19 protein-coding genes are annotated in these 25,104 nt (G+C 72.8%); 8 read left to right on the forward strand and 11 right to left on the reverse strand.

What is annotated here, in order from left to right; genetic code table 11:
• Nucleotides 1–74: 74 nt before the first annotated feature.
• The 3 genes from NW895_RS19910 to NW895_RS19920 all read right to left on the reverse strand — a co-directional run bounded on the left by NW895_RS19910 (nucleotide 75) and on the right by NW895_RS19920 (nucleotide 3,608).
• Complete coding sequence (locus NW895_RS19910) at nucleotides 75–1,343, reverse strand: SAV2148 family HEPN domain-containing protein (RefSeq protein ID WP_289937391.1); 1,269 nt, start codon at nucleotides 1,341–1,343, stop codon at nucleotides 75–77.
• 82 nt (nucleotides 1,344–1,425) lie between these two features.
• Nucleotides 1,426–2,736 (reverse strand): copper amine oxidase, encoded by a 1,311-nt coding sequence (locus NW895_RS19915; protein WP_289937085.1) that lies wholly within the window; start codon nucleotides 2,734–2,736, stop codon nucleotides 1,426–1,428.
• Nucleotides 2,737–2,792: 56 nt separating this feature from the next.
• Nucleotides 2,793–3,608, reverse strand: coding sequence for a Tat pathway signal sequence domain protein (locus NW895_RS19920; RefSeq protein ID WP_289937086.1), 816 nt, complete (start codon nucleotides 3,606–3,608; stop codon nucleotides 2,793–2,795).
• 181 nt (nucleotides 3,609–3,789) lie between these two features.
• Here NW895_RS19920 and glgX point away from each other — a divergent pair, with 181 nt between their 5' ends.
• Both glgX and treY read left to right on the forward strand, forming a co-directional pair.
• Nucleotides 3,790–5,910: a glycogen debranching protein GlgX gene (gene glgX, locus NW895_RS19925; RefSeq protein WP_289937087.1), complete on the forward strand. Its 2,121-nt coding sequence runs from the start codon at nucleotides 3,790–3,792 to the stop codon at nucleotides 5,908–5,910.
• A gap of 105 nt (nucleotides 5,911–6,015) precedes the next feature.
• Nucleotides 6,016–8,364 carry a malto-oligosyltrehalose synthase gene (treY, locus tag NW895_RS19930; protein WP_289937088.1) on the forward strand — a complete coding sequence of 783 codons (2,349 nt, stop codon included), beginning with the start codon at nucleotides 6,016–6,018 and terminating at the stop codon, nucleotides 8,362–8,364.
• On the opposite strand, the gene NW895_RS19935 is transcribed toward treY, so the two are convergent.
• Nucleotides 8,294–9,337 (reverse strand): LysR family transcriptional regulator, encoded by a 1,044-nt coding sequence (locus NW895_RS19935; RefSeq protein WP_289937089.1) that lies wholly within the window; start codon nucleotides 9,335–9,337, stop codon nucleotides 8,294–8,296. The genes treY and NW895_RS19935 overlap by 71 nt on opposite strands.
• Before the next feature lie 89 nt (nucleotides 9,338–9,426).
• Here NW895_RS19935 and lpdA point away from each other — a divergent pair, with 89 nt between their 5' ends.
• Together lpdA and NW895_RS19945 are read left to right on the forward strand one after the other, a co-directional pair.
• A complete protein-coding gene (gene lpdA / locus NW895_RS19940) occupies nucleotides 9,427–10,845 on the forward strand; it encodes a dihydrolipoyl dehydrogenase (protein ID WP_289937090.1) in 1,419 nt (472 codons plus the stop codon).
• Between the two features lie 190 nt (nucleotides 10,846–11,035).
• Nucleotides 11,036–12,286 (forward strand): M14 family zinc carboxypeptidase, encoded by a 1,251-nt coding sequence (locus NW895_RS19945; RefSeq protein ID WP_289937091.1) that lies wholly within the window; start codon nucleotides 11,036–11,038, stop codon nucleotides 12,284–12,286.
• A gap of 45 nt (nucleotides 12,287–12,331) precedes the next feature.
• On the opposite strand, the gene NW895_RS19950 is transcribed toward NW895_RS19945, so the two are convergent.
• The 3 genes from NW895_RS19950 to NW895_RS19960 form a co-directional block, all read right to left on the reverse strand.
• Complete coding sequence (locus NW895_RS19950; protein ID WP_289937092.1) at nucleotides 12,332–12,751, reverse strand: SSI family serine proteinase inhibitor; 420 nt, start codon at nucleotides 12,749–12,751, stop codon at nucleotides 12,332–12,334.
• The gene (locus NW895_RS19955) at nucleotides 12,748–14,112 is read right to left on the reverse strand and encodes a M14 family zinc carboxypeptidase (RefSeq protein WP_289937093.1); all 1,365 of its coding nucleotides are present in this window, start codon (nucleotides 14,110–14,112) and stop codon (nucleotides 12,748–12,750) included. Before NW895_RS19955 ends, NW895_RS19950 begins: the two co-directional genes overlap by 4 nt.
• 149 nt (nucleotides 14,113–14,261) lie before the next feature.
• Nucleotides 14,262–14,813 carry a DUF1707 and FHA domain-containing protein gene (locus NW895_RS19960; RefSeq protein WP_289937094.1) on the reverse strand — a complete coding sequence of 184 codons (552 nt, stop codon included), beginning with the start codon at nucleotides 14,811–14,813 and terminating at the stop codon, nucleotides 14,262–14,264.
• 196 nt (nucleotides 14,814–15,009) lie between these two features.
• Between NW895_RS19960 and treZ the strand changes: the two genes are divergently transcribed.
• A complete protein-coding gene (treZ, locus tag NW895_RS19965) occupies nucleotides 15,010–16,755 on the forward strand; it encodes a malto-oligosyltrehalose trehalohydrolase (protein ID WP_289937095.1) in 1,746 nt (581 codons plus the stop codon).
• Between the two features lie 5 nt (nucleotides 16,756–16,760).
• Here the strand turns inward: treZ and NW895_RS19970 are convergent, their stop codons facing one another.
• Both NW895_RS19970 and NW895_RS19975 read right to left on the reverse strand, forming a co-directional pair.
• Nucleotides 16,761–17,714 (reverse strand): aminoglycoside phosphotransferase family protein, encoded by a 954-nt coding sequence (locus NW895_RS19970; protein ID WP_289937096.1) that lies wholly within the window; start codon nucleotides 17,712–17,714, stop codon nucleotides 16,761–16,763.
• Between the two features lie 53 nt (nucleotides 17,715–17,767).
• Complete coding sequence (locus NW895_RS19975) at nucleotides 17,768–18,895, reverse strand: aminopeptidase P family protein (protein ID WP_289937097.1); 1,128 nt, start codon at nucleotides 18,893–18,895, stop codon at nucleotides 17,768–17,770.
• Nucleotides 18,896–19,135: 240 nt separating this feature from the next.
• Between NW895_RS19975 and NW895_RS19980 the strand changes: the two genes are divergently transcribed.
• Complete coding sequence (locus NW895_RS19980; protein ID WP_289937098.1) at nucleotides 19,136–19,891, forward strand: phosphodiesterase; 756 nt, start codon at nucleotides 19,136–19,138, stop codon at nucleotides 19,889–19,891.
• Here NW895_RS19980 and NW895_RS19985 read toward each other — a convergent pair.
• Entirely contained in the window at nucleotides 19,884–20,456 is a 573-nt protein-coding gene (locus tag NW895_RS19985) for a PDZ domain-containing protein (protein WP_289937099.1), read from the reverse strand. The genes NW895_RS19980 and NW895_RS19985 overlap by 8 nt on opposite strands.
• Nucleotides 20,457–20,566: 110 nt before the next feature.
• Nucleotides 20,567–22,738 carry a germacradienol/geosmin synthase Cyc2 gene (cyc2, locus tag NW895_RS19990; protein ID WP_289937100.1) on the reverse strand — a complete coding sequence of 724 codons (2,172 nt, stop codon included), beginning with the start codon at nucleotides 22,736–22,738 and terminating at the stop codon, nucleotides 20,567–20,569.
• Between the two features lie 294 nt (nucleotides 22,739–23,032).
• On the opposite strand from cyc2, the gene NW895_RS19995 reads away from it, so the two are divergent.
• Both NW895_RS19995 and NW895_RS20000 read left to right on the forward strand, forming a co-directional pair.
• Nucleotides 23,033–23,833 (forward strand): alpha/beta hydrolase, encoded by an 801-nt coding sequence (locus NW895_RS19995; protein ID WP_289937101.1) that lies wholly within the window; start codon nucleotides 23,033–23,035, stop codon nucleotides 23,831–23,833.
• The gene (locus tag NW895_RS20000; RefSeq protein WP_289937102.1) at nucleotides 23,830–25,095 is read left to right on the forward strand and encodes a cytochrome P450; all 1,266 of its coding nucleotides are present in this window, start codon (nucleotides 23,830–23,832) and stop codon (nucleotides 25,093–25,095) included. The genes NW895_RS19995 and NW895_RS20000 overlap by 4 nt, the downstream gene beginning before the upstream one ends.
• Nucleotides 25,096–25,104 lie beyond the last annotated feature (9 nt).

Consider the following 25,104-nt stretch of genomic DNA (forward strand, 5'->3'; position numbering starts at 1 on the left):
CATCGCATGCGCCACTGACAATCAGAGGACCGCATTCCGTTTACCCGCTCCGGCAGTTCACGACACGGGGCACTTCACGACACTGGCCGCGAATCCGCCCACATCACCTCGAACTCCTCGCGGTAGGTGGGGAAGAGGCCACCTTCGTCGAGCTGACCCGACTTGACCACCTTGTTGCCGTTGCGCAGGACGAACACCGGCGCCTCCATCCCCCGTGTACGCCGCAGATAGGACTGCACGACCGCGATGCCGTCCGCCCCGTCCCCGTCGACGAGGTACGCCGTGAAGCGGGGGGTCTCGTCGAAGACCTGGATCTCGAAGGCGCCGGGGTCGCGCAGCCGGGCGCGCACCCGGCGCATGTGCAGGATGTTCATCTCGACGGCGCGGCTCAGTTCGCCCCGTTTGATGCCGAGTTCGCGCTCGCGCCGCTTGACTGCGCTGGAGGCCGGGTTCAGGAACAGCAGCCGCACCCGGCAGCCGGACTCGGCGAGGCGTACCAGGCGCCGGCCGGAGAAGTTCTGCACGAGCAGGTTGAGGCCGATGCCGATGGCGTCGAGGCGACGGGCGCCGCCGAAGATGTCCTCGGCCGGGAACTGCCGCAGCAGCCGCACCCGGTCCGGGTGGACGGCGACCACGTCGGCGTACCGGTCGCCGACGAGGTCCTCGACCGCGTCGACGGGAAGCCGGCGCGCGGACGGCACGTCGCTGCCCGCGCCGAGGATCTCCAGCAGCCGTGCCGAGGCCCGCTCGGCCTGGGCGAGGACGGCCTCGGACAGCGCCCGGTTGCGGGAGACGACGTTGCGGGTGACCTCCAGCTCGTCCAGGGCGAGTTCGACGTCCCGGCGCTCATCGACGTACGGCTCGAAGCAGGGCCAGTGCTGCACCATCAGTTCGCGCAGCTGGGGCAGCGTGAGGAAGCTGAGGACGTTGTCGTCGGCCGGGTCGAGCAGATAGCCCTTGCGACGGCTGACCTCGCGCACGGCGACCGCGCGCTGCACCCACTCCTGACCGGCCGGTCCGGCCGCCGCGACCACCCAGTCGTCGCCGTGGACGGGTTCGTAGACGGGTCGCAGAACAGCGGCCACGACCGCGCGCAGCCGCTGTTCGACGAGATTCAGCCAGATGTAGGCCCGGCCGGCCCGCTGGGCGCGGGTGCGCACCTCGCGCCAGGCGTCGGCGTCCCAGTCCAGCTCCGGTCCGATCGCGCCCGCGTCCATCGGCCGTGCCAGGGACACGGCACCGGGCGGGACGTCTGTGGAGTTCCCCTCATGACCGTCGTCACCAGGGGGCAACTCCAGCCCTCCCGAGCCCACCCGCGCACCGCCTTCCGCTCCCCCGAGCACTCCCCGTCCCAACGATCAAGGAAGGGTACTCCGGGTGGGGTCCACGGTGCAGCCTGATGGGCCGGGTAGTTTCCCAACCTTGTTACCGCGGCTCGCCGTTCTGGCCCGCCAGGGCGGCCGGAGTGAGCGGGCTCATGGCGGTGACGTCCCGGGGAGCGATCGAGAAGCCCTGCCAGTGGACCGGCATGGGCTGCTGGTCCTCGTCGCGCGCGATGTGGTGGAAACCGATGTTCACCCAGGCCACCGGGTGGGTGAGGCTCTGTCCGTTCACCCACTTGTCGACGGACTGGGGGTGGCCGCGCTCACAGCCGGGGTTGTGGCTGGCGAACAGCTCGCACTTGTTGTACTGGGTGAAGTAGACGTCGTGCTTGGTGTAGCTGCGGCCCGGGTACTTGGCGGTGGCGCCGGGGACGATCTCGTACGACCGGGCGTGCCCGTCCTTGTTCTTCCCCGTGGCGCTGACCACGCGCCACCAGCGCATGTTCTTGGCGTCGCCGGCGAGCTCCTTGGTGACCTTGGTGCGGGTGGTCTTGTTGGTCGGTGCGTACTGGCCGCGGGCGGGCGGGCTGACCACCGAGTCGTACTGCTCGATCCGGTCCTTGGACGAGCCGTCGAGGGCGAAGTCGAGGCGCCAGAAGACGTTGTGGCTGTGGCTGGTGGCCTTCGACCTGGCCCCCTTGCCGATCGGCCAGCCGCGGCCGTCGCCGGCGTCGTAGTCCACGGGTGAGAGGCTGCCGGTCGCGCCGACGTTCATGTTGATCATGCCGTCGTCCTGGAAGCGCCACTCGGTCATGTACTCGTACCACCCGACCTTGTTGACGGTGTAGACGAGCAGGTCCTTGCCCTGGGCCTGGTAGATCTTGCCGAAGTCCTCGTCGGCCTGCATGCGGTAGGCGTGCCCACGCGCGCGCGTGGTGGTGCACAGGGCCTTGATGTCCTGCGTGTCGGAGTAGTCAGGGTCCCGGACCTTGATCGTCTTGATGGTGCCGCCGGGGCACTCGGTCGGCGCCAGGTTCTGCAGCCCCTGCGCGAAGCGCTGGCCCGTCAGGTCGTCGTACTCGATGTTGCCGTCGTCGTAGGGGACGTGGATCTGGCCGAGGCGGGCGCTGGCGAGGACCTTGATCGGCTTCGGCTCGCCCTTGGGCTGGTAGGAGACGTTCTCCAGGACGAGCCCGGCCTTGGTGTCGTAGCGCCAGCACATCCGCCAGGTCGTGCCGGTGGAGAGCTTCTGCTCGATGCGGTACGCCGGGCTGCACTCCGCCGGCGGTGCGGGCGCCGCCTTGGGCTGGGCGACGGCCGGCCCGGAGCCGGTCGTCACCCCGGCGGCCAGCGCGGCCAGGGACAGGCCCACCGCTGTCCGCCTGCGGGCACGGCTGATCTTGTTGACGCGCATGAAGACGTGACTCCCTTGAAGGAGGAGCAGGGTTGGAAAAATGGACGGAGGGCGGCTCAGCCGCGGTCGAGTTCGGCGACCTTGCGGGCGCTGAGGTCGATCACCAGGTGCCGGGCGTCGATCCACGGCCCGTTCCTGACCTTCGGGAACAGCCGTAGGCAGCGGTGTTCACCGCACCGGTCGAGTGCGGCGGGCTGGGCGCCGGGGGCGGCCCGGTACACCCCGCTGGTGAGCAGCAGCTGGTCCGGGGAGGTGAGCTCCTTGCCCGTGGCGTCCTTGTAGTCCGCCTTCAGGTCCGCGCCCAGCGGGTCCGCGATCAGGAGCCTGGCCGCCTCGATGTTCTCGGCACGGCTCGCCGGCGGCTGGACGCCGTGCCGGGTGGTCGTGTCCTCGACCTTCCCGGTGTCCAGATTGATCGTCTTGGTGACGAGAGCATCGCTCTTGTAGTCGTAGAAGGTGACCTCCGCGCGGCGCGGCGCGTTCGGGTCGTCGACCTCGTCGGCCTCGGGCTCGGCGAGGTCGACGGAGAGCTGCTGCGGACCTCGGTCGCCCTCGACGTTCTCGCCGGCGTTGAACTGCTGCCGGTCCACCGCGAGCCGTTCCACGCGCTCGATCTCGTCGTCGGTCAGCGGGTCGCGTCCCGCGCCCTTGTCACCCTCGGCGGGCGCCTGCTCGACGACGCCCGGGGCGACGGTGTTCTGGTCCTGCCCCTCAGCGGTCTGCCGGGCGGCCTGGTTCGCCCCCCTGGTTCCTGTGTCGTCGGCCCCTGCCGTGCCCGGCAGGGTGACCCCGATCATCACAGCGGTCCCGGCCACCGCAATGGCCGCGCCGGCCACCACCTTGCCCAGGTGGCGGTGCACTGTCTTGCGCACGTCTTCCCCCTACTCCCCCAACGGACCCGGGAGTATGTTTCTGCCCCACTGTTCGGCATAGCGTGTATGCACCGGTCGCCCGGTAAGAGGGATGTAAGTCATGGGTGGTTCCCTCACTTTCGGGGAGACTCGGGGGCCAAGGCGCTCCCACCCGCGCGGCACACCTGAAAGAGTCGTATCCATGCAGGTCTGGCCTGGAGAGGCGTATCCACTCGGTGCCACGTACGACGGCGCCGGCACCAACTTCGCGGTCTTCACGGAGGCCGCGGACCGAGTAGAGCTGTGTCTGCTGCACGACGACGGCTCGGAAACGGCGATCGAGCTCAGGGAGAGCGACGCGTTCGTCCGGCACGCGTACGTGCCGGGCGTCATGCCGGGGCAGCGGTACGGCTACCGCGTGCACGGCCCGTACGCCCCCGAACGCGGGCTGCGCTGCAACTCCGCGAAGCTGCTGCTCGACCCGTACGCGCGCGCGATCAGCGGCTCCATCCGGTGGGGCGAGGAGGTGTACGGCTACCACTTCGACGAACCCGGCCGGCGCAACGATCTCGACTCGGCGCCGCACACCATGACCTCGGTCGTGGTCAACCCGTACTTCGACTGGGGCGACGACCGCCTGCCGCGCACCGGATACCACCACACGGTGATCTACGAGGCCCATGTGAAGGGCCTCACCATGCGGCACCCCGGGCTGCCCGAGGAGCTGCGCGGCACCTACGCCGCGCTCGCCCACCCGGCCATCATCGAGCACCTGACCGAGCTGGGGGTCACGGCGCTGGAACTGATGCCGGTGCACCAGTTCGTGAACGACCACCGCCTGGCCGACATGGGTCTGAGCAATTACTGGGGCTACAACACGATCGGCTTCTTCGCCCCGCACAACGCCTACGCCTCCTGGGGCGACCGCGGTCAGCAGGTCCTGGAGTTCAAGTCGGCGGTGAAGGCGCTGCACGAGGCCGGGATCGAGGTCATCCTCGACGTGGTCTACAACCACACCGCCGAGGGCAACCACCTGGGCCCGACGCTCTCCTTCAAGGGCATCGACAACCCGCGGTACTACCGCCTCTCGGACGACCCCCGCTACTACACGGACACCACGGGGACCGGGAACTCCCTGCTCATGCGGTCCCCGCACGTACTGCAGCTGATCATGGACTCGCTGCGGTACTGGGTCACCGAGATGCACGTGGACGGCTTCCGCTTCGATCTGGCGGCGACCCTGGCCCGGCAGTTCCACGAGGTGGACCGGCTGTCGTCGTTCTTCGACCTGGTGCAGCAGGACCCGGTGGTCTCCCAGGTGAAGCTGATCGCCGAGCCGTGGGACGTGGGCGAGGGCGGCTACCAGGTGGGCAATTTCCCGCCGCTGTGGACCGAGTGGAACGGCAAGTACCGGGACACGGTGCGGGACCTGTGGCGGGGCGAGCCGCGGGCGCTGGCGGAGTTCGCGTCCCGGCTGACCGGGTCGTCCGACCTGTATCAGGACGACGGGCGGCGCCCGCTGGCCTCGATCAACTTCGTGACCTGCCACGACGGCTTCACCCTGCACGACCTCGTGTCCTACAACCACAAGCACAACGAGGCCAACGGCGAGGACAACCGGGACGGCGAGAGCCACAACCGGTCGTGGAACTGCGGGGTCGAGGGCGAGACGGACGACCCAGCCGTGCTGGAGCTGCGGGCGCGGCAGATGCGGAACTTCATCGCGACGCTGCTGCTGTCCCAGGGCGTGCCGATGATCAGCCACGGCGACGAGTTCGCCCGCACCCAGCGGGGCAACAACAACGCCTACTGCCAGGACAGCGAGCTGTCATGGGTGCGGTGGCCCGACCCGGACGCGGAGGGCGGCGGCGCGCTGCTGGACTTCACGCGGGCGATGGTGTGGCTGCGCAGGGACCACCCCGTCTTCCGCAGGCGGCGCTTCTTCCACGGGCGGCCCGTGGAGGGCACGCACGACGACCTGTCGGACATCGCCTGGTTCACTCCTGAGGGCCGGGAGATGACCCAGCGGGACTGGAACTCGGCACAGGCGTCGGCGCTGACGGTGTTCCTCAACGGCAACGCGATCTCGGAGCCGGGCTCGCGCGGGGAACGCATCACCGACGACTCGTTCCTGCTGATGTTCAACGCCTCGCCCAAGCCGTTGGACTTCGTGGTGCCGGTCAACCACGGCCGGCAGTGGCAGGTGGTGGTCGACACCGCCCGCCCGGACGGAGTGCCCCCGGGCACGGGCCCGAAGGTGCAGGCCGGGGACAGGCTGACGCTGGTGGACCGGAGCCTTACGGTGCTGCAGCGGCCCGTGTGAGGGCGGGGGCCGGGGGCGCCGCATCGTACGAAGCCGGGCACGCGCGCGTACGCCCGTTCAGGGGCCGATGACACGAAAGACGGCGGGGCGGGTACGTACCCATCCATGACAGCTGAGCGATCTGACCCGGTGGTGCCCACGGCCACGTACCGGCTGCAGTTGCAGCCCGGCTTCCCGTTCGGGGCCGCCACGGCGGCCGTGCCGTACCTGGCCTCGCTCGGTGTCTCGCACCTCCACCTGTCCCCCGTCCTGGAGGCCGTGCCGGGCTCGCTGCACGGATACGACGTCGTGGACCACGCGCGCGTGCGGGAGGAGCTGGGCGGCGAGGAGGGGCTGCGGGCGCTGGCGCGCACCGCGCGGGAGCACGGGCTCGGCCTGGTGGCCGACATCGTGCCGAACCACATGGCGATGTCCCCGCGCCACAACCGCGCCCTGTGGGAGGTGCTGCGGGAGGGCCCGAAGTCGCCGTACGCGCGGTGGTTCGACATCGACTGGGAGGCGCAGGGCGGCCAGGTGCTGCTGCCGGTGCTCGGCGGTCCGCTGGGCGAGGTGATCGGCGAGCTGCGGGTCGACGGCGACGTCCTGCGCTACTACGACCACGCGTTCCCGTTGCGCGAGGGCACCGAGGACCTGCCGCTGCCGCAGCTCCTGGACGCGCAGTGGTACCGCCCGGTGTGGTGGCGGCTGGCCCGGACCGAGCTGAACTACCGGCGCTTCTTCAGCATCTCGGAGCTGATCGGGGTGCGCGTCGAGGACCCCGAGGTGTTCGAGGCCACGCACGCCAAGATCCTGCAGCTGCTGCACGAGGGCGTGATCGACGGGCTGCGCATCGACCACCCCGACGGGCTCGCCGACCCCGACGCCTACCTTCTGCGGCTGCACGAGGCCTCCGGCGGTCGCTGGACGGTCGTGGAGAAGATCCTGTCGGACGGCGAGCACCTGCCGGCCTCCTGGCCCGTCGCGGGCACCACCGGCTACGACGCCCTGCGGCACGTCGACGGCCTGTTCACGGACCCGGCGGGGCTCGGGGAACTCCTCGGGCAGTACCGGCGCTTCGCCGCCCCGCAGACGGACCGGGGCGGCGACTGGGCGGCGACCGTGCGGCGGGCGGCGTACAAGGTGCTCACGCACGAGCTGGCCACCGAGACCGACCGGCTCACCCGGGTCGCGCACCGCGTGTGCGCCACCTCGCCCGATCCCGCGCTGCGCGACCGGGCGCCCTGGGCGCTGCGCACCGCGCTGCAGGAACTCCTGGTCCGGCTGGAGGTCTACCGGCCCTACCCGTCGGTCGACGTGGCCTCCGTCGTCACCGAGGAGGCGGCGGCCGAGGCCCGGCAGGCGTTCGTCGTGCCGGAGGAGGCCGGTGCGGTCGACGTCGTGCGCGACCTGGTGCTCGGCCGGGCCGGTGACGGGCCCGAGCACGTGGAGTTCCGTACCCGGTTCGCGCAGACCGCGTCCGCGCTGCGCGCCAAGTCGGTGGAGGACACGGCGTTCTACCGCTATGTCCCGCTGCTGTCGGCGACCGAGGTGGGCGGGAACCCGGGCAGTCCCGCCGTGTCGCCGGAGGAGTTCCACGCCTACTGCACGCGCGTGCAGCGCGACTGGCCCGCGACCGGAACGGTGGTGTCGACGCACGACACCAAACGCAGCGCCGACGTGCGGGCGGCGCTGGAGGTGCTCACCGAGTGTCCGCAGCGCTGGGCGGACGTGCTGGCGGAGGTGACACGGACCGGAGAGGGCGTGCCGGACGCGCAGCTGGCGTGGGCGGCCTGGCAGACGGTGTTCGGGCTCGGCTCGGCGCCGCGGGAGCGCGTGCAGCAGGCCTTGCTGAAGCATGTGCGCGAGGCGGGGATGTACACCAGCTGGACGGAGCAGGAGCCCCCGTACGAGGAGGCGGTGGCGCGGTTCGTCGCGGCGGGGCCCTGTGGGGCGCCGGGCGAGCAGGTGGCCGCCTTCCGCGGCACCCTGGCGCCTCACATCCGGGCGAACGTCCTCGGCACGGCCCTGGTGCACCTGACGATGCCGGGCGTGCCGGACCTCTACCAGGGCACCGAGGGCGAGTACCTGGCCCTGGTGGACCCCGACAACCGGCGTCCCGTGCCGTTCCCGTCCGAGGATCCCGGGGACAAGGGCGCGGTGACCCGGGCGGCGCTGCGGCTGCGCGCGCGGCGGCCCGAGGTCTTCGGCGACTCGGCGACGTACGCGCCGCTGACGGCTCAGGGCCCGGCGGCGGCGCACTGCCTGGCGTATCTGCGCTCCGGGGAGGTGCTCACGGCCGTGACACGGCTGTCGCTGCGGCTGGCGGAGGCGGGCGGCTGGCGGGAGACGCGGCTGCCGCTGCCACCGGGCCGGTGGGCCGACGTACTGGCGCCGGAGCGCGAGTTCACAGGGCACGCGCGCGTGGCGGAGCTTTTCGAGCGGTTGCCGGTGGCGCTGCTGGAGCGGGCCGGGTAGCCGGAGAGGGGCGGACGAGCCCGTCGGGCGCTCTCGGCGGACCGGCGGCGCCGCAGTCCTCGTACGCCTGCGGGGGGACGTCGGGCGCCACCGGATGCGGCCAGGTCGCGCGCAGGAGGTCGACGAAGGCCTGGGCGGCGCCGGTCGGCGGTACCCGGGTGAAGACGGTCAGGGCGCGCTTCCAGGGCGGGTCGGGCGAGAGGACCACGCAGTCCTCGCCGACCGCGCCGCGCACGATGTGCGAGGGCGCGGTGCAGACGCCGACACCGGCGGCGGCCATCCGCACGGCCGTCGAGGTGTGCTCGGTGAACACGGCGGTGCGCGGCCGGAAGCCGGCGCGTCCGCACGCCCAGTCGAGGAAGCGTTCGCCGTGGACGACGGGTTCCATGGCGCAGCGGATCCAGGGCCGGTCGGCGAGTTCGGGCAGGGTCACGGTCGTACGGCCCGCGAAGCGGTCGTCGAAGGGCACGACGAGGACGAGTTCCTCCTCGCCGACCGGGACGACCGTGCCGGGCCAGTCGGTGGGCGGAGGGCCGACGGCGAGGTCCGCGACGCCGCGCTCGACCTCCTCCTCCAGGGCCTCGGTCGTGGCGTACTCGTGGAGGTGCAGTACGACTCCCGGGTGGGCGGTGCGCCAGCGGGCGAAGACGTCCGGGAGGACACCCACCGCGATGGAGTGGACGGCCGCGACATGCAGTTCGCCGCCCTCGGCCCCGGCGGCGGCACGTGCCGCGCGGCGGGCCTGGGCGGCGCTGCGGACGGCGAGTTCGGCGTGCGGCAGGAACGCGCGCCCCATCGGCGTGAGGCGCACGCCCCGCGCCATGCGTTCCAGGAGGGCGCCGCCGACCGATCGCTCCAGGGCCTTGATCTGGTGGGACAAGGCGGGTTGGGAGACGTGCAGGAGGTCGGCCGCGCGGGTGAAGGACGCCTCTTCGACGACCGTCAGGAAGTACTCCATCTGCCGCAGAGTCATGCCCCAAGCATGGTGCATAAACACTGTGCATGAGTTCCACAAAAACGTTGCCTTGGACTCATGGCGGGGGCGGGCGGAGGGTGGAGGGCATGAACACACCGGACGTCATCGTCATCGGCGGCGGCACGGGCGGGTACAGCACCGCCCTGCGCGCCGCCTCCCTGGGGCTCGACGTGGTGCTCGTCGAACGCGACAAGGTCGGCGGGACCTGCCTGCACCGCGGCTGCATCCCGAGCAAGGCGATGCTGCACGCCGCCGAACTCGTGGACGGCATCGCCGAAGCCCGCGAGCGCTGGGGCGTCAAGGCCACGCTGGACTCCGTCGACTGGTCCGCGCTGGTCGCCACCCGGGACGACATCGTGGCGCGCAACCACAGGGGCGTGGAGGCGCATCTGGCCCACGCCGGGGTGCGAGTCGTGCGGGGCAGCGGGCGGCTCACGGGGGCGCGCTCCGTACGGGTCGACGGCGCGTCCGCCTCCGGCGTGCAGGACTACACCGCGCGGCGCGGGATCGTGCTGGCCACCGGCTCACGTCCGCGCACGCTCCCGGGGCTCGTGCCGGACGGGCGGCGGGTGGTGACCAGCGACGACGCTCTCTTCGCGCCCGGGCTGCCGGCGTCCGTCCTGGTCCTGGGCGGCGGCGCGATCGGCGTGGAGTACGCCTCGTTCCACCGCTCCCTGGGCGCGGAGGTCACCCTGGTGGAGGCCGCCGACCGGATCGTGCCGCTGGAGGACGGGGACGTGAGCCGCCACTTGACGCGCGGTCTGAAGAAGCGCGGCATCGACGTCCAGGCGGGCGCCCGGCTGCTGGACGCCGAGGTGCTCGACGACGGCGTGCGCGCACGCGTGCGCACGGCCCGGGGCGAGACCCGTACGGTCGAGGCGGAGCGGCTCCTGGTGGCCGTCGGCCGCGCCCCGGTCACCGAGGGCCTGGACCTGGCCGCCGCGGGCCTGCGGACGGACCCACGCGGCTTCGTCGCACCGGCGGACTGGGACCGGCTGCGGACGGCGGTGCCCGGCGTCCACGTCGTGGGCGACCTGCTGCCGCCGCCGTCGCTCGGGCTGGCCCACGCGTCGTTCGCGGAGGGACTGCTGGTGGCCGAAACGCTGGCGGGCCTGCCGTCCGCGCCCGTCGACTACGCGACCGTGCCCCGGGTGACGTACTCCTCGCCGCAGACCGCCTCCGTGGGCCTGAGTGAGGCCGAGGCACGCGCGCGTGGGCATGAGGTGGACGTCAACACCATGCCGCTGACCGCCGTCGCGAAGGGCCTGGTGCACGGGCAGGGCGGCATGGTGAAGGTCGTGGCCGAGGCAGGCGGTGGTCAGGTGCTGGGGGTGCACCTGGTGGGCCCGCACGTGTCGGAGATGATCGCCGAGAGCCAGCTGATCGTCGGCTGGGACGCGCAGCCCTTGGACGTCGCCCGGCACATCCATGCGCATCCCACGCTGTCGGAGGCGGTCGGCGAGACGTTCCTGACGCTGGCCGGACGCGGGCTGCACCAGCAGTGAGCGACCGGGGCGCGGGAGCCCACAGGTAGTCGGTACGGCGACCACAGAGCGAAACGCCCGCCGGCGCCCCGCGAGCGGACCGGGCGGTGAAATGCCTCCGGGCGCCCCCCGGGAGCCTCCGCCATGTCCTTGACACCTCACCGCGGCCATGGGGTACTGCGGAGGGCGAGGCCGGGTGGATATGACGGGGGTGAGTGTCCTGCCGGAGCTGCGCTACCTCACGTGGGCCGAACTGGTGGCGTCCGCACGGGCGCTGGCCGGGCGCCGCCCCGGCGTGTGCACCCTGCGGCAGGTGGGCGCCTCCCGCGCGGGCAGGCCTCTGCACCTGCTGACCGTGGGCCGCTCCCGGCGCGCCGTGCTGGTGGTCGCCGGCGCCCACTCCAATGAGCCGGCCGGCGGCTCGACCCTCCTGACACTGGCCGAACGGGTCGCACACGAGCGGGAGTTACGGGCCGACACGTCCTGGCATTTCCTGCTGTGCGCGGACCCCGACGGGGCCAGTCTGCATAGGACGCCGGCGCCGCGCAGCCTGTTCGACTTCCACCTCGGTTTCTTCCGGCCCGCCGGGCCGGAGCAGCCGGAGTGGGCGCCGGCGATGCTGCCGGCCGACCGGCTGCCGCCCGAGACGCGCGCGCTGACCGAGGTCATCGACGAGCTGCGTCCCTACCTTCAGGTGTCCCTGCACGGCACCGACGTGGGCGGCAGCTGGGTGCAGCTGACCAGGGACGTGCCGGGCCTCGCCGAGCCGTTCGCCAAGTCCGCGGCGCAGTTGCACATCCCGGTGGAGACGGGCGCCTCGGACGCCGCGGGCTGGCCCGAGTCCGGGCCCGGCGTACGGGTGATGCCGGCGCCGGGCGCGGGCCCGGCCTACCCGAGCCTGCCGGACGACGCGCGGCACAGCACCTGGTACCACGCCCACCGGTACGGCGGTGTGACCGCGGTCGTGGAGGTGCCGATGTGGGCGAGCGACCTGGTGGACGACCCCGCGCCGCACCCGGCACCGGCCGCGGCCATACGCCGGCTGGGGCACCGGCTGCTGCGCGACACGGTGCAGGTGGAGCGGGTGCTGGAGGACGCGCTGCCGCGGCTGCGGGGTGTCGACGGTCCGCTGTTGCGGGCCGCCCGCTGGGGACTGGAGCTCGTGCCGGGACTGGCCGCGGACCTGATGAGCACGCCGCCCGCCGACGGCACGATGGCGTACGTCGGCAGTGTGGACGCGTTCGCCCGCCGGGTGCCGCTGCGGGCCGCCGCCATGCTGCTGCGGGTCCTGCAGGAGAGCGGCGACCGCGCGGCGCCGCGTCTGGAGCGGCTCGTCGCGGCCTGGAGCGATGCTTTCGCGGAGCGTTTCCGTGCCCGCTGGGTGCCTTTGGAGCACCAGATCGAGCACCAGTCCCGCACGGTCGTCGCGGCGGCCCGGCACGCGCGCGAGAGGGACGGGTGAAAGGCACACCGGAGCACGCGCGCGTGGCCGTGCCGACGGTCGGCTTCAGCTGTCCAGCGCGAACACCGATCCCGTCCGGGCCGCCATCATGCACGCGTTGGAGAAGGTCTGCCGGTACTCCACCGGCTGTCCCCGCCACTTCCCGCGGGCGTGGGCGGTGACCGGGGCGTAGATCGTCGGGCAGTAGCCGTCCTTCCGCGGGATGGCGGCGATGTCGCCGGCCGCCGCGCCGAGCTCCGCGCACGCCGTCTCCGCGCGGGAGTGCCCCTTGGGCGGGTCGCACTGCAGCAGGGCGCTGCGCGCGCCGGCGGACTTGGCGTCGCCCTGGGTGACCGTCAGGTAGAACCAGTTGTCCCCGAGGGCGTCATCGGCGGTCGCCGGCGCCGGGGTGGCGCAGGTGAGGAGGAGGGCGGCCGCCGCCAGCAGACCGCTCCGTACCGCTCTCGCTGTGGTGGTGTGCGTCATTCCCGATGCATCGGCACGGCGGCCTGGCTTCCCCAGCCCGGCTCACCCGAACGGGAGCACGCGGACGCGTGCCGCCCGGCCAGATCGAACACGGCGAGGACGACCCGCGCCTGGTACTCCGCCTGGCGCGCGACCGGTATCCAGCGGGCCGCGCAGCCGTCGCGGTAGTCGGCGCACCACTCGTCGACGAGCCGGTCCAGCTCCGGCAGCGCGCCGGCCGGGTCGCCGGCGCCCGCCACCAGCTGGTGCAGCAGCCCGGCCGTCCGCAGCGCCAGCCGCCGCCCGGCGATGCGCAGGGCGACCAGGTGGGCGGTGGTCAGCGGCGGCAGGGGGTGCCCGGCGTCACCGCCGGTGTCCGGGTCCCACGCGTCGGCGAGTCCCGGGCAGACCATCAGGTAGTCGTCGACCGGCTGGAGAAGGTGGGCCGCGTCCGGCGCGGCGGCGAGGTGCGGCCGGATCCGCGCGAGGATGCGCCGCAGGACCGCCGTGTCGTGACGCAGCGTGCGGCTCACGGTGCGCAGCACCGCGTCCCGGTCCGTGGGCGCCGAGCCGTCCTCCACGGCTGTCACCGCCCACATGGGCGCCTCGACGACCGCCGTGACGGTGCCGTGCCGGCGGGGGTGGCACCACGTCGACTCGACGGCGGCCTCGGTGATGGCCGCGGCCAGGTCGCCCGGGCGCGGCGGCGGGATCCGGTAGACGGCGGGCCCCAGGACGGGCCAGTACAGGGCGTCGTACGCACCGAGCTCGCGGGGGATGCCGAGGCGGGCCGCTGCGTGCGCGACGCGCTGCGGAAGGCCGGGCAGGTCGTGGGTCAGCTCGACGAAGCCGCCGCCGACGTCGACGCCGTGCAGCGAGCACTGGAGGAAGGGCCGCAGTTCGTCCTGGAGGCCGAGCAGGGCGCGGGTCTCCGGCAGGGCGGCGCCTGCCGCGCCCTCGGGCAGCCATTCGGGCTGCTCCAGGAAGCCGGGCCGGAAGAAGTTCCGGACGTAGTGACCGAGGGTGTACGGGCCCGCGAGCCAGCCCTCGTTGCGGCGCAGGCCGTCCGGGTCGAGGCACAGCAGCAGGTTCCAGGTGGCGTCGGCGCCCTCGGTGAGCCGGGGGTCGGCCAGGGCGCGTTCGGCCAGCCGCAGGGCGGTGGCGCCGCCGACCGGTTCGTTGGCGTGCGGTCCGGCGACGACGAGGGCCTGGCGGCTGCCGTGACCGATGGAGAGCAGCCACAGGGGGGCACCCGCGCGGGAGGTGCCGACGCGGCGCAGCCGGGTGTCCCGGGGGTGGCGGGCGGCGAGCGCGGCGGCCCGGGCGCCCAGCTCGTCGACGGTCGGGTAGCGGAGGAGTGGTGGCAGGGCACACCTCCACAATGCGGTGCCGTCGGTTCACCCGGAGTGCGTGGTGTACGCACAGTCAGTCACGACTTCGGGGGTACGTCAACACCGTGAGACGGATAGGCATTTCAGCCATTCCACGGAACCAACACGGCGTAATACCCAGGCCAGAGCTAAGGTCCGGCTCAGTTCGCCGCCAGCCGGAACGTCATCCGGCCGAAGCCGACCTGGTCGCCCTCGCGGACGACGGCGGCGCCGATGACCCGCCGGCCGTTGACCGTCGTGCCGTTGGTCGAGCCGAGGTCCCTGAGGACCCACATGCCGCCCTGGCGGCTGAGTTCGGCGTGTACGCGGGAGACCGTCTCGTGGCTCAGACGCAGCCCGTTGGCGGGGTCCCGGCCTATGCGCAGCGGGTGCCCGGCACCGGGGTGCGGCAGCAGCAGCTTGGGGAGCCGCTCGGCCTGCCAGGCCCTGCGCAGCCGTACGGTGAAGCCGGAGACCGCCTCGACGGTGCCGAACACCAGCCGCGACAGACGGTTCTCCGTGGGCAGGTCGGCGGTGAGCGCGGCGAGCTCGTCGGAGCGGCGGGCGGCGAGCGCCAGCTCCATCCGGCGGATGAAGGTGTCGTGTGACAGCCGGCCCATGGCGACGCCGTCACGGAGCACCTTCAGCGCCTGGTCGCGCTCCGCGTCGGAGAGCCGCGCGGGGTACGTGTTGAACTCGAAGGACGACGTCACGGAGGTGATTGTCGGTCAGGAGCGCCGGGGTGTCCAGAAAGCGGGAAAACAGCCGCCACGCGCGCGTACCTCAAGACACCTGCCGCGAAAAGGAAGAGCACGCCCCGCCGCACAGCGTGATTCACCGGCGGATCGATCTCGTTTGAAGCACCATGGACGGGGCGACATCACGGTGACAGACGAAGGGGAACCGTCCGTGCAGTTCGAGGTGTGGGCACCGCAGGCCGACCGTGTGACGCTCCGGTGCGACGGCGTCACGCGCGCGTTGGAGCGTGATCCCGAGCGGGTGGGATGGTGGCGGGGGGAGGCGGAGGCGCACGACGGATCGCGGTACGGATTCGCCGTGGACGACGGTCCCGTGCGGCCCGACCCGCGCTCGCGCCGGCAGCCGGACGGCCCGGACGGGCTGAGCGCGGTCGTCGACCACGCACGGTACGAGTGGCGCAGCGAGTGGACGGGACGTCCGCTGCCCGGCGCGGTCCTGTACGAGCTGCACGTGGGCACGTACACGCCTGAGGGCACCCTCGACGCGGCCGCCGAGCGGCTCGGGCACCTTGCGGAACTGGGCGTCACACACGTCGAGTTGATGCCCCTGTGCCCCTTCCCCGGGACGCACGGCTGGGGGTACGAGGGGGTCTCGCTGTGGGCGGTGCACGAGCCGTACGGCGGGCCCGAGGCACTGAAGCGGTTCGTCGACCGGGCCCATGAACTGGGCCTGGGCGTCGTCCTCGACGTCGTGCACAACCACCTGGGTCCGTCCGGCAACTACCTGCCCGTGTTCGGCCCGTACTTCACCGACACGCACCACACTCCGTGGGGCGCCGCCGTGAACCTGGACGCGCCCGGCTCCGACGAGGTGCGCGCGTACTTCGTGGGCAGCGCGCTGGCGTGGCTGCGGGACTACCGGATCGACGGGCTGCGCCTGGACGCGGTGCACGCGCTGGCCGACACGCGCGCGTGCCACTTCCTGGAGGAGCTGTCGACGGCTGTGGACACCCTGGCCGCCGAGGTGGGCCGCCCGCTGTTCCTGGTCGCCGAGTCCGATCTGAACGACCCGCGGATCATCACCCCGCGCGCGGAGGGCGGCCTGGGCGTGCACGCGCAGTGGAACGACGACTTCCACCACGCCCTGCACACCGCGCTCACCGGCGAGTCCCAGGGCTACTACGCCGACTTCGCGCGCGCTCCCCTCGCCGCGCTCGCCAAGACGCTCACGGGCGGCTACTTCCACGACGGCACGTACTCCAGCTTCCGGGGCCGCCGCCACGGCCGCCCCCTGGACCGCAACCGGGTGGCCGGGCACCGGCTCCTGGGGTACAGCCAGACCCACGACCAGGTCGGCAACCGCGCCCAGGGGGACCGTCTGTCGGCCCTGGTCTCACCGGGTCTGCTGGCCTGCGCGGCGACCCTGACCCTGACGGCGCCCTTCACGCCGATGTTGTTCATGGGCGAGGAGTGGGCGGCGGGCACACCGTGGCAGTTCTTCACCGACCACACCGATCCGGAACTCGCCGAGGCGGTACGGCGCGGCAGGCGGCGGGAGTTCGCCGCGCACGGCTGGAAGGAGGAGGACGTGCCCGACCCACAGGACCCGGCGACCCGCGACCGCTCCTGCCTCGACTGGTCGGAGCGCGAGAGGGAGCCCCACGCGCGCGTGCTGGCCTGGTACCGCCACCTCATCGCCCTGCGGCACGAGCAGCCGGACCTCACCGATCCCGACCTCGCCGACACCAAGGTGGCGTACGACGAGGAGGAACGCTGGCTCGCCTTCCGGCGTGGCGACGTCCGCGTGGCCGTGAACCTCGGCGAGCATCCGGCGGCGATCCCGCTGGGCACCCGCGCCACGCGCGTACTGGCCGCCTGGGACCCCGTCGAGGCACCGGGCACGGACGGGGTCCTGCACGTACCCGGCGAGTCGAGCGTGGTGCTCCTGCAGGCGTGAGCACGCTAGAGGGCGTCGTCCTCCTCGTCGTCCCGTAGCTCCGTGACCCGTTCGAGGAGGATCGCCTCCCAGGCGCGGCGGAGCCGGGTCTGCAGGAGGGGCAGCGGGGCGGTGGTGCGGCCGGTGAGGGCGTCGGCGAGGTGGATGACGGTGTCGCAGCGGGCGAGCCAGAGGCCGCGCAGGCAGGGGCGGGCGCCGTAGCCGGCGAGGGTGGCGGCGCGAACGGCGGCGGGGGAACCGACGGCGCGTGCGAGTCCGGCGATGTCCTCGGCGGGGTCGCCCACGACCGCGTCGGCCCAGCCGAGGACGCCGCGCACCCGGCCGTCGGCGCTGACGACGAGGTGCTCGCCCGTGAGGCCGTGATGCACGAGGACCGCCGATCCGGGCTGCGCGGCGAGTTGGACCGTCGCCGGCGGCGTGAGCTGGGTCAGCCTGGCCGGGTCGAACTCGTCGGCCTGGGCGAGCCGTCGCGCGGCGCGTTCGGCGGCCCGGCGCAGCGCCTCCAGGGAGCGCGGTGCGACGCGCGGCACGCCGAGGGCCTCGGCCTGGCGGACCGGCACCTCACGCAGCCCGGTGAGCAGCCCGGCCAGGTCGGCCTCGCCGACGGCGGACACGTCGTGCTCCTCGCCCGAGCCGCCGGGCACCTTCGTGTCCAGCGTGTAGGCCAGCCCCGGCGCCCACTCGCCGTGGGCCACGCTCGCCGGCACCGTGACGGGGACGTGCGGGCGGACCAGGTCGCGCAGGCGCAGCTCGCGGCGCTGGCGCACGGCGGCGTCACGGTCGGGGGTGAGGCGCAGCACGTGGCGGGTGCCGACCCACCACGTGGCGGGCTCGGCGCCCTCGGCGACGGGCCGGACGTCGGGTCCGGAGCTGTCGCCCGTACCGCCCGGGCCTTCCTTGAGCAGGGAACGGACCAGTCGGCGGACGGTGTCCGCGGTGGGTGTCGGTGCCTGGGTCATGGTCGCGCCAGTCCGGAAGGGGGTGGTGAGTGCTGAGGGGCTCCTGGTGTCGCTCAGTCCACTATGACCATCTCGCGTGCCGTGTTGTTGAGGCGGCGGCCACCGTCCTCGGTGACCGTGACGATGTCCTCGATGCGTACCCCGAATCGGCCGGGCAGATAGATGCCGGGTTCGACGGAGAAGCACATGCCGGGCACCAGGGGCTGCTCCTCGCCCTCGATCATGTACGGCGGCTCGTGGGTGGTGACGCCGATGCCGTGCCCGGTGCGGTGGATGAAGTACTCGCCGTATCCGGCGTCGGCGATGACCGCGCGGGCGGCCCGGTCGACGTCCTGGCAGGCGGCGCCGGGCCGCACCGCCCGGAAGCCGGCCTCCTGGGCCTCGCGCACGATGTCGTGCACCCGCCGTTCCTCGTCGGTGGGTTCGCCGACGTGGACGGTGCGGGACGTGTCGGAGCCGTAGCCGTCCTTGAGGCCGCCGAAGTCGAGGACGACCATGTCGCCGCGCTGGATGACGCGGTCGCCGACCTCGTGGTGCGGATTGGCGCCGTTCGGGCCGGAGGCGACGATGGTGAAGTCGACCTGGGAGTGCCCGAACCGCCGCAGCAGTCCGGCGAGGTCGGCGGCGACGTCGGACTCGCGGCGCCCGCCGAAGGGCACCTTCCGGATCTCCTGGAACACCTCGTCCGCGGCGGCTCCCGCGGCCGCCAGCAGCTCCAGCTCCGCCGCGTCCTTGACGGCGCGCAGCATCGGCAGCGCCTCGGTGAGGGAGGCGTAGGAGGTGCCGGGCAGCGCCTTCTGCAGGCCCAGCAGGTGCATCGCCCAGGCGTTGTCGCTGACGCCGAAGCGTCCCGAGGCGTCGAGGAGGGCGGCGGTGGCGGCGTAGGGGTCCTTGCCGTCGGTCCAGTCGCGCAGGGTCAGGGCGGGTGCGCCGGCCGCCTTCCCGGCGTCCGGGGCCTCCAGCGTGGGCACGACAAGGACGGGGTCCTGGCCCGGGGCGAGGACCAGCAGCGTGAGGCGTTCGGTGACCGCCGTGGGCGTGTAGCCGGTGAGCCACACGAGGTCGGGCCCCGGCGCCACCAGCAGTCCCGCCAGTCCCGCGTCGGCGGCCGCCCGCGCGGCGCGCTCCATACGGGCCCGGTAGTCGTCGGCGGTGAAGGGCGCGGGCGCGGTGCCGGTCATCCGGGCCTCCCAGTGCGGCTGAAGTGGACTACGGGCAGCATCCTGCCCGGCCGGAGGGGGCGGCGCGAGCCGATTGGCGAGGGCATTTCGAGGGTGGCCGGGTGGATCGAGCACCCCTGTGCGGCGACTCGCGGCACATCTAACGGCATTCGGTTGCCCAACCATTAGAACTAATGATTGGATGCCGATCGGCCATTAGACGATCAGCCAGGGGACGCGGTCTTCCGGGAGGCGTACGCCGTGCTCGTACTCGCACACATCAGCGATCTGCATCTGGACGGAAGCGCCCGGGCGACGGAGCGCGCCGAGCGGGTGCGCGACCGGCTGTGGGAGCTGCCGGGGCCCGTGGACGCGCTGCTGGTGACCGGGGACATCGCGGACCACGGCACGGAGACGGAGTACGAGGAGGCCGCGCGCATCCTCGGACTGCGCGACGGCGACGCCCCGTTCCCGGTGCTGACCTGCCCGGGCAACCACGACAGCCGCGCCCCGTACCGCAAGGGCCTGCTGGGGCGGCCCACGGCCGAGGGGCCCGTCAACAGTGCGCACGTCTTCGACGACGGTGCCGTGCTGATGTGCGACTCCAGCGTTCCGGGCAGCGACGAAGGGGAGCTGGACGAGGAGACGTACGACTGGATCGAGACGACCCTCGACGAACTCGACGGCGACCTCCCCGCCCTGCTCGCCTTCCACCACCCGCCGGCGGCACTGCACCACCCGCTGCCTGACGCGTACCGGCTGCGCCGCCCGGACCGCCTGGCCGCCCTGCTGGAGCGCCGGCCCGAGATCGCGGGGCTCGTCACGGGGCACGCGCACACGCCCGCCGCCACCGCGTTCGCCGGACGGCCGCTGGTGGTCGGCCCCGGTGTGACGTGGACGCTGCGGCTGCCCTGGGAGGGCGAGCAGGTCGCGGACCGGGAGGCTCCGGTGGGACTGGCCTTCCATGTGCTGGACGACGGGGGCCGGCTCACGAGCCACTTCCGGACGGTCACGTGACGACGCCCGGAACGGCCGACAACCGCTGGTAGCCACCGCTTCGGTGCAGCACCGTCAGTTTGACGGCGGCTCCCGGGCGGGCCCGGGAGACAGCCCGTGCGAGGTCGGCGGCCGTGTCGATACGGGTCGAGCCGAAAGTGAGGAGTACGTCGCCCCGGACCAGACCCGCCGCGTACCCGGGGCCGGGAACGTGGACACCCACGACCAGCGCGCCCGCCTTCTCCGCGTCCACGACCTCCACGCCGAGGGTCGCACCCGCGGGAGCCGGTGACGGGGTCGGCCGGGACGGGGCGGCGCCGGCGGAGGGGCCGCCCGGAGCCGGGTCCCGCCCCTCCTGCCGGTGCAGTTCGGCGAGCCGGCTCATACCAACCGCCGTGACGCCCACCGCGCCGAGGCCTGCCCCCGCGAGGACCAGGACCGTCCCGACGAACAGGCCGAACAGCAGGGTCGTGAGCCGTCGTCCGCGCCGGTGCGCGGCGTGCGGACGCCGGGCGGGGTCCGAGGGGGTGCCGGATCCGGGCTCCCGGCCGGGCATCGGCTTGGGACGCAACGCAGTGTGTTCCATGATCGCCTCCGCCTGGTGCCTACCCCCCGCGCCACCGCCCGACGAGCCACGAACGGGTGAGACTGACCTGCGGTCAAGGGCGGGTAGCCCTTCGGGGCGGGCCCGGGGCGTCAGCCGAACACGGACAGGGCCGCGCGCCCGGGCAGGGGCACGGCGGGCGGTCGGTCCGGGAGGAAACCGTGGGAGCGCCGCGCCAGGTACTCGGGCTTGTACCGGAGCACGTTCCGGTGCCAGTTGAGGATGCCGGCCACATAGTGCTGCAGGTCCGTCACATAGCCGCGCATGGCCGCACGCGCCTCCTCGGACAACTGGAAGTCGTCGTAGAGCACGGGGAGTTCGTGTGCGGCCACATGTTCGAACTGCTGCATGCGCTGGGTCATCAGATCGTGGACGACGCCGAGCGCGGCCGGGTAGTCGCAGCCGAAGAAGTTCTGGACGACCAGGATGGCGTTGTGGATCTCGCCCTCGTACTCGATCTCCTTCTGGTACGAGAAGACGTCGTTGAGCAGGCACGCGTAGTCGATCGCGGCGTTCTCCAGGGAGCGGACGGGGCCGCTGCGGTAGACCTCGGGCGGGACGGCCGGGCCGTGTCCCATCCGGCACAGGTTGACGGTGAGCGCGGCGCCGAAGGTCTCGCGGCGCATCTCCAGATAGTCGACCGGGTCGGGGACGCGGTTCTGGAGCTGGTTGGACAGCTCCCACAGCCAGCTCTCCGTCATCGTGTTCACGGCATCCTTCAGGCCGCGCCGCGCCTCGGGGGTCATCTCCGGGGTCGTACGCGTCCACAGGTCGATCAGGCCGCGTTCCATGGCGTTGACCGGTGCGGGCAGCGCCTCGCCGTCGAGCGGCATGCAGGCCGAGAGGCGTTCGGTGCACAGCTTCGCCGCTGCCAGGTCGCGGCGGTGACCGAACACCAAGGGGTAGTAGTCGTCGGCGTAGGTGCCCCAGGTGAGCCAGTGGGCGCTGAGGTCGAGGGTGTCGGGCGTCGCGTCGGGGTCCAGGCCCGCCGAGCACAGGGGCAGGTCGAAGGCGGCGAGCTTGTCCTCGTCCCAGACGCCCTCGCTGAGGATCCCCATGCGGTGCGCCCAGGGGACGAGGCGCCGGCGTGCCCCGTCGAGGTCCGGGTTGAGGCTGAGCTCGAACGGCATGGGGAAGTCGGGGAGTCGCGAGGGGCCGACCTTCTGGAACGGCACGTGCGTGTAGGCGCGCAGCCGCTCGGCGCCGGCGTCTGCGAGCAGGGCACGCACATCGACGGCGGACATGCCGAGGCCCGGTCGGCGTCCGTCGAGGGCGCCCTCGTTCATGTACCGGCTGGAGCGCAGGTGCCACTCGTGGCCGCCGGACTGCCAGTCCTGCAGGCCCTTCGCGTACGCCGCGACCGCCGCGACGTCGGCCGGGGTGAGGCCCTTCTCCAGGGCGAGCGCGGGCACTTCGGTGAACGCGGTGTGCTCGAACTGGTGGAGCCGGGAGGTGAGGACGTCGTTGACGGTGTCGGCGGCCTCCTGGGTGGTGCAGCCGAAGAAGGTCTCCAGGACGAGCACGCCGTTGCTGAGCTCGCCCTCGTCCTCGACCTCCCGCTGGTAGGAGAACAGGTCGTTGCGCAGGTGCACCGCGTCGGAGAACGTCTCCATCAGCACCCTCAGCGGCCTCGACCCGGCGACGGTGGCGGGCACTTCGGCGGTCGCGTACTCCACGAGCCCGGCCGACCAGGGGGCGCCGCCCACCTTGCGGCGCATCTCGATGTACTCGACGGGGTTGGCGATCCGCCCCTCGTTGATGTTGGACAACTCCCACAGGGACTCGTTGAGCAGATGCTCGGTGGCGACGGCGAAGCGGCGGCGCCAGTCGGCCGACATCGACGGCACCGTCCGCGCCCACAGGTCGGCGAGACCGGCCTCGACCGGGTTCTCCGGCTCCGGCACGGGGGTGCCCAGGTCGAGCGGCATGAACAGCGGGAGCCGGTCCAGGTGGGCCTTGCCGGCGGCCCGGTCCTGGGTGCGCTTGTACATGTCCAGGAAATGGTCGTCGAAGAAGAAGACCCACACGTACCAGTCGGTGATGAGGGAGAGGGCGGGTCCGTCGCAGTCGGGGTGGGTGTAGGCGCACAGCAGGCCGTAGTCGTGCGCGTCGAGGTCGGCCTGCTCCCAGATCCCGGAGCCCTCCAGCATGCCCATCTCGCGCGCCCACGCCGTCGAATGGGCGCGGGCCTCGTCCACGTGCGGGTTCAGCCGCGCGGGATGCGGCATGTAGAAGTGCGGGAGTTCGAAGGGCTGCTGCGTCATGGCCGGGCCCTACCCGTGGCCCTCCGGCGGCATCCGCGGCGCGGGACATGATCACACCATCGCGTGAACCAAGGGTGAATGCGGGATCTGTCCGGCCCGGGTCCGGCTATCCGCTCCCCTCGCCGGTCGGGGACGGGACGACGGTACCGGCGGCGGGCCATCGGCCGGTGTGGCAGGACGTGCGGGTGGTGTGAGCGGCCGGGGCAGCGGCGGCCCGCCTCCGCGGCTCGCCCCGCGCACGATCACTCTCACGTGCTCTTGCCGGAGCCCCGCTCCCCCGTCACGGTGGTGCCCATGACCTCCTTCACGCTCCCCCATGAGCTGCACGGCGACGGTGCCCACAAGGTGTTCGCCGTGCACGGCTGGTTCGCCGACCGGACCGCGTACGCGGCCGTGCTGCCGGACCTCGACCGCGCGGCCTTCACCTACGCGCTGGTGGACCTGCGCGGTTACGGGCAGGCCAAGGATGCCGTCGGCACGTACACCACCGCGGAGGCGGCGCTGGATCTGGTGGAGCTGGCGGACCGGCTCGGCTGGGACCGGTTCTCGGTGGTGGGGCATTCGATGGGCGGGGCGGTCGCGCAGCAGCTGCTGGCCCGGGCCCCGCACCGGTTGCGGCGGATCGTCGGGGTGTCCCCCGTGCCCGCCTCGGGCCTCGCGCTGCCGCCGGAGCAGTGGCAGTTGTTCGCGGACGCGGCGCACCGGCCGGAGAACCGGCGCGCCATCATCGACATCACCACCGGCGGGTGCCGTCCGGACGCGTGGCTGGACCGGATGGTGGCGCGCTCGCTGGAGTGCAGTGACCACAAGGCCTTCCGTGCCTGGCTGGACTCCTGGGCCGGAGAGGACTTCCACGACCGGGTCGAGGGGGCGACCGTGCCCGCGCTCGCCGTGGCCGGGGCGCTCGACCCGGCCCTCTCCGCGGACCTGCTGCGCGGCACATGGATGACCTGGTACCCGCGCGCCGCCCTGCACGAGCTGCCCTGCGCCGGCCACTACGCGATGGACGAGACGCCACTGGAGCTCATCAGGGCGGTGGAGGACTTCCTACGCGCGGACGAGGCCGGGAAGACCGACGAGGGCGAGCGGGTGTGACGCTGCGGGAGGAGGCTGTGCCGGTTCCCGACGTGTTCGATCCGCGCCGGTACGCCACCGGGGTGCCGTACGACGCCTACCGGGTCCTGCGCGACCACCACCCCGTGGCCTGGCAGGACGAGCCCGAGGTGCTGGGCTGGCCGGCCGGGCCCGGATTCTGGGCGGTGACCCGGCACGCGGACGTGGTGCGCGTACTGAAGGACGCGGCGACGTATTCGTCGTACGTCGGAGCCACCCAGATCCGAGACCCGGATCCGGAGGACCTGCCGTTCATCCGGCGCATGATGCTCAACCAGGATCCGCCGGGACACGGCAGGTTGCGGCGGCTGGTCAGCCGGGCGTTCACGCCGGGGCGCGTCGACCGTTTCGCGGCGGTCGCCGAGGAGCGCGCCCGTACGCTGTTCGCACGGGCCGTGAGTGCGGCCCGCGCGGCGGACGGCACCGTCGATCTGGTCACCGCGGTGACCGACGACTACGCCCTGCTCAACCTCACGGACCTGCTCGGAGTACCCGTGAGCGACCGCGGGCTGTTGCTCGGCTGGACGCGGCGGGTCATCGGCTACCAGGACCCGGACGAGGCCGACCCTCTGGTCCGGGACGCGGCCGGCAGGCCGGTCGATCCGCGGTCACCGGCGATGCTGCGGGACATGTTCGCGTACGCACAGCAGCTGGCCGCGCACAAGCGACGGCACCCCGGCGACGACGTACTGACCACGCTCGCCCACGAACCGGAACTCGCCGACGCCGAGCTGGAGATGTTCTTCTTCCTGCTCACGGTGGCCGGCAACGACACCGTGCGCAGCGCCGCCCCCGGCGGACTGCTGGCGCTGGCCCAGCATCCGGCGGCGTACGACCGGCTGCGCGCAGGGCAGCACGGACTCGGCGCGGCGGTGGACGAGTTGCTGCGCTGGCATCCGCCGGTGCTCACCTTCCGCCGCACCGCCGCGCAGGACACCGAGCTGGCGGGGCGCCGGATCCGGGCCGGCGAGAAGGTGGTCGTCTTCCACGCCGCCGCCAACCGCGACGAACGGTCCTTCGCCGACCCGGACCGGCTGGAGCTGTCCCGTGCACCGAACCCGCACGTGTCCTTCGGGGACGGCCCGCACGTCTGTCTGGGCGCCCACTTCGCCCGGCTGCAACTGCGGCTGCTGTACCGGGAGGCGCTGCGGGCGCTGCCGGTCCTGCGCACCGCCGGGCCGCCCCGGCGGCTGGTGTCGAACTTCATCAACGGGCTCAAGTCACTGCCGGTGCGGGTGGGGTGAGCCTTGCGG

Source organism: Streptomyces sp. S.PNR 29, from assembly GCF_030386795.1.
GTDB lineage: Bacteria > Actinomycetota > Actinomycetes > Streptomycetales > Streptomycetaceae > Streptomyces.

Bases quoted from the DNA above. Each gene is read 5' to 3' on its own strand.
- NW895_RS19915 (WP_289937085.1), bottom strand. From the start codon at position 2,736: ATGCGCGTCAACAAGATCAGCCGTGCCCGCAGGCGGACAGCGGTGGGC.
- glgX (WP_289937087.1), top strand. From the start codon at position 3,790: ATGCAGGTCTGGCCTGGAGAGGCGTATCCACTCGGTGCCACGTACGAC.
- treY (WP_289937088.1), top strand. From the start codon at position 6,016: ATGACAGCTGAGCGATCTGACCCGGTGGTGCCCACGGCCACGTACCGG.
- NW895_RS19935 (WP_289937089.1), bottom strand. From the start codon at position 9,337: ATGACTCTGCGGCAGATGGAGTACTTCCTGACGGTCGTCGAAGAGGCG.
- lpdA (WP_289937090.1), top strand. From the start codon at position 9,427: ATGAACACACCGGACGTCATCGTCATCGGCGGCGGCACGGGCGGGTAC.
- NW895_RS19950 (WP_289937092.1), bottom strand. From the start codon at position 12,751: ATGACGCACACCACCACAGCGAGAGCGGTACGGAGCGGTCTGCTGGCG.
- NW895_RS19970 (WP_289937096.1), bottom strand. From the start codon at position 17,714: ATGACCCAGGCACCGACACCCACCGCGGACACCGTCCGCCGACTGGTC.
- NW895_RS19975 (WP_289937097.1), bottom strand. From the start codon at position 18,895: ATGACCGGCACCGCGCCCGCGCCCTTCACCGCCGACGACTACCGGGCC.
- NW895_RS19985 (WP_289937099.1), bottom strand. From the start codon at position 20,456: ATGGAACACACTGCGTTGCGTCCCAAGCCGATGCCCGGCCGGGAGCCC.
- cyc2 (WP_289937100.1), bottom strand. From the start codon at position 22,738: ATGACGCAGCAGCCCTTCGAACTCCCGCACTTCTACATGCCGCATCCC.
- NW895_RS19995 (WP_289937101.1), top strand. From the start codon at position 23,033: ATGACCTCCTTCACGCTCCCCCATGAGCTGCACGGCGACGGTGCCCAC.